Raw genomic sequence first — 2,243 nt, forward strand, 5'->3', positions numbered from 1 at the left:
GCGCGGGGTCGGGCATCGGGCGCGCCGGCGCCATGATCATGGCAAGCGAGGGGGCGGTCGTGGTGATCGCCGACCGGGACCGGACGGCCGGCGAAGCCACCGCGTCCGACATCCGCCAAGCCGGCGGCCGCGCCGAAGCGGTCGCCGCCGATGTAGGCAGCGACACGGCGGTCGAGGGTCTGATCGCGGGAACGCTGGACAAGCATGGCCGGATCGACATCCTGCACAGCCACGCCGGCATCCAGGTCGGCGGCACGCTGACCGAAGTGAGCACCGACGGCATGGACGCCTCGTGGCGGATCAATGTGCGGGCCCAGTTCCTCGCTGCCAAGACGGTAATGCCGGCGATGATCGCGCAGGGCGGCGGCGTCATCCTCAACACCGCTTCGAATTCCGGCGTTTTCTACGATCGCGAGATGATCGCCTACGCCACGTCGAAGCACGCCGTGGTGGCGATGACCAGGCAGATGTCGCTCGACTACGCCAAGCACAATGTGCGCATCAACGCGCTCTGCCCGGGCTGGGTCGACACGCCGTTCAACGAGCCGTTCATCGCCCAGATGGGCGGGCGCGATGCGATCGAAAACTATGTCCGCACCAAGATCCCGATGGGGCGCTGGGCGAGCGCGCAGGAGATCGCCGAAGCGATCCTGTTCCTCGTCTCCGACCGCTCGTCCTTCATGACCGGCCAGGCGCTGGTCGTGGACGGTGGCGAGAGCATCGGCTGAGGCGCCGGCCCGGAAGTGCGATGAGCCTGTTCGGCGAAGCGTGCTTGCGCCGGAAGCAACGATCGGTCAAACCATAGGTCAGGTTCCTAGACGAGGCTTGCCGTACAAGTGGCAAAAAGGCTCTCCCGCTCTCGGCCGTTTTCAATTCCGGCCGCAAGAAACCGCGCTTCGGCGGGATATCACTGATCATGCGCTGCTGCCGGCACGAGAATTTGCAACGCGCGGAGGAGACCAAGGTCGGCTCGCATGTCGTTCGTGATGGTTGGACCGAAGGGGTAGCGAGGACGCTCAATCCGGCCTCCGGGCCGGCCATCAGGCGGGCGTCCTTCGGATAGCGCAGCTTACATAAACATCTGCCCGGAACGGACGTGCCCGCCGAAGCGATCTCTCCTTCGTACGGACATGACCGATGCTTGATAAACAGGACTTTTCACCCTCCAGCAGCGCCGATCCGCAAAGCTGGCTGACAACGCATGGGATAAACGAGGTCGAATGCCTCGTGCCCGACGTCAACGGCGTGCTGCGCGGCAAGGCCTTGCCGGCGGCCAAGTTCCTCAAGTCGCTCGAGGACCGGGCGCTTTGCCTGCCGAGCAGTGCCTTCCTGGTCGCCATCGACGGCCGCTATTCCGGCTCCATCGATGAGGGCTTTGCCTATCAGGACCCCGACATGCGCATGGTGCCGGACCTGTCGACGCTTTGCCATGCGCCGGGCGCCGGCGCCGGCAAGGCCTATGTCTTTGCCGACACATTCCACATGGACGACCGGCCATGGATGGCCTCGCCGCGCCATGTGCTGCGGGCCGTGCTCGATCTCTACCGTCGGCGCGGCTGGCGCGCGGTGATGGCGCCGGAGCTGGAATTCTATCTCACGGCGCCAAACCCCGATCCGGACCGGCCGCTGACCGCGCCGGTTGGGCGCAACGGCCGTCCGGAAAACGTGCAGCATCCTTACGACATGCAGGCGCTGGAGGAGTTCGAGCCGGTTATCCAACGCATCTATGCGCATTCGGCGGCGGCTGGGTTGCCGCTCGACACGCTGATCCATGAATCCGGCACGGCGCAGTTGGAAATCAACTTCCTGCATGGCGATCCGCTGGCGCTGGCCGACAAGGCGCTGCTGTTCAAACGTATTGCGCGGCAGGCGGCGCAGGCGAACGGCATGCACGCCACCTTCATGGCGAAACCGATCGCGGCGCAGGCCGGCAGCTCGATGCACCTGCATATGTCGATCGTCGACGAGAGCGGCGAGCCCTTGTTCGCCGGCAAAGACGGCGAGGACAGCGAGATGTTCGCGCACTTCATCGGCGGCCTGCAGAAATACATCCCGGAGGTGATGCCGCTGTTCGCGCCCAACGTGAACTCGTATCGCCGCATCCGGCCCGGGCACAGCGCGCCGGCCAATATCGAATGGTCGCACGACAACCGTTCCTGCGGCCTGCGCGTGCCGATGGGCGGGCGCGCGGCGCGGCGGGTGGAGAACCGGCTTCCCGGCGCCGACGCCAATCCGTATCTGGC

Annotated in this window: 2 protein-coding genes; both read left to right on the top strand. The window is 65.8% G+C overall.

Annotated elements, in window-relative coordinates:
• A partial coding sequence (locus EOA38_RS34170) for an SDR family oxidoreductase (RefSeq protein ID WP_127301295.1) occupies positions 1-728 on the top strand: 728 nt, incomplete at its 5' end.
• A 409-nt stretch (positions 729-1,137) separates the two neighbouring features.
• On the top strand, positions 1,138-2,243 hold a 1,106-nt coding region (locus tag EOA38_RS34175), incomplete at its 3' end, for a glutamine synthetase family protein (RefSeq protein ID WP_145966215.1).

Source organism: Mesorhizobium sp. M1E.F.Ca.ET.041.01.1.1 (assembly GCF_003997355.1).
Taxonomy (GTDB): Bacteria; Pseudomonadota; Alphaproteobacteria; order Rhizobiales; family Rhizobiaceae; genus Mesorhizobium.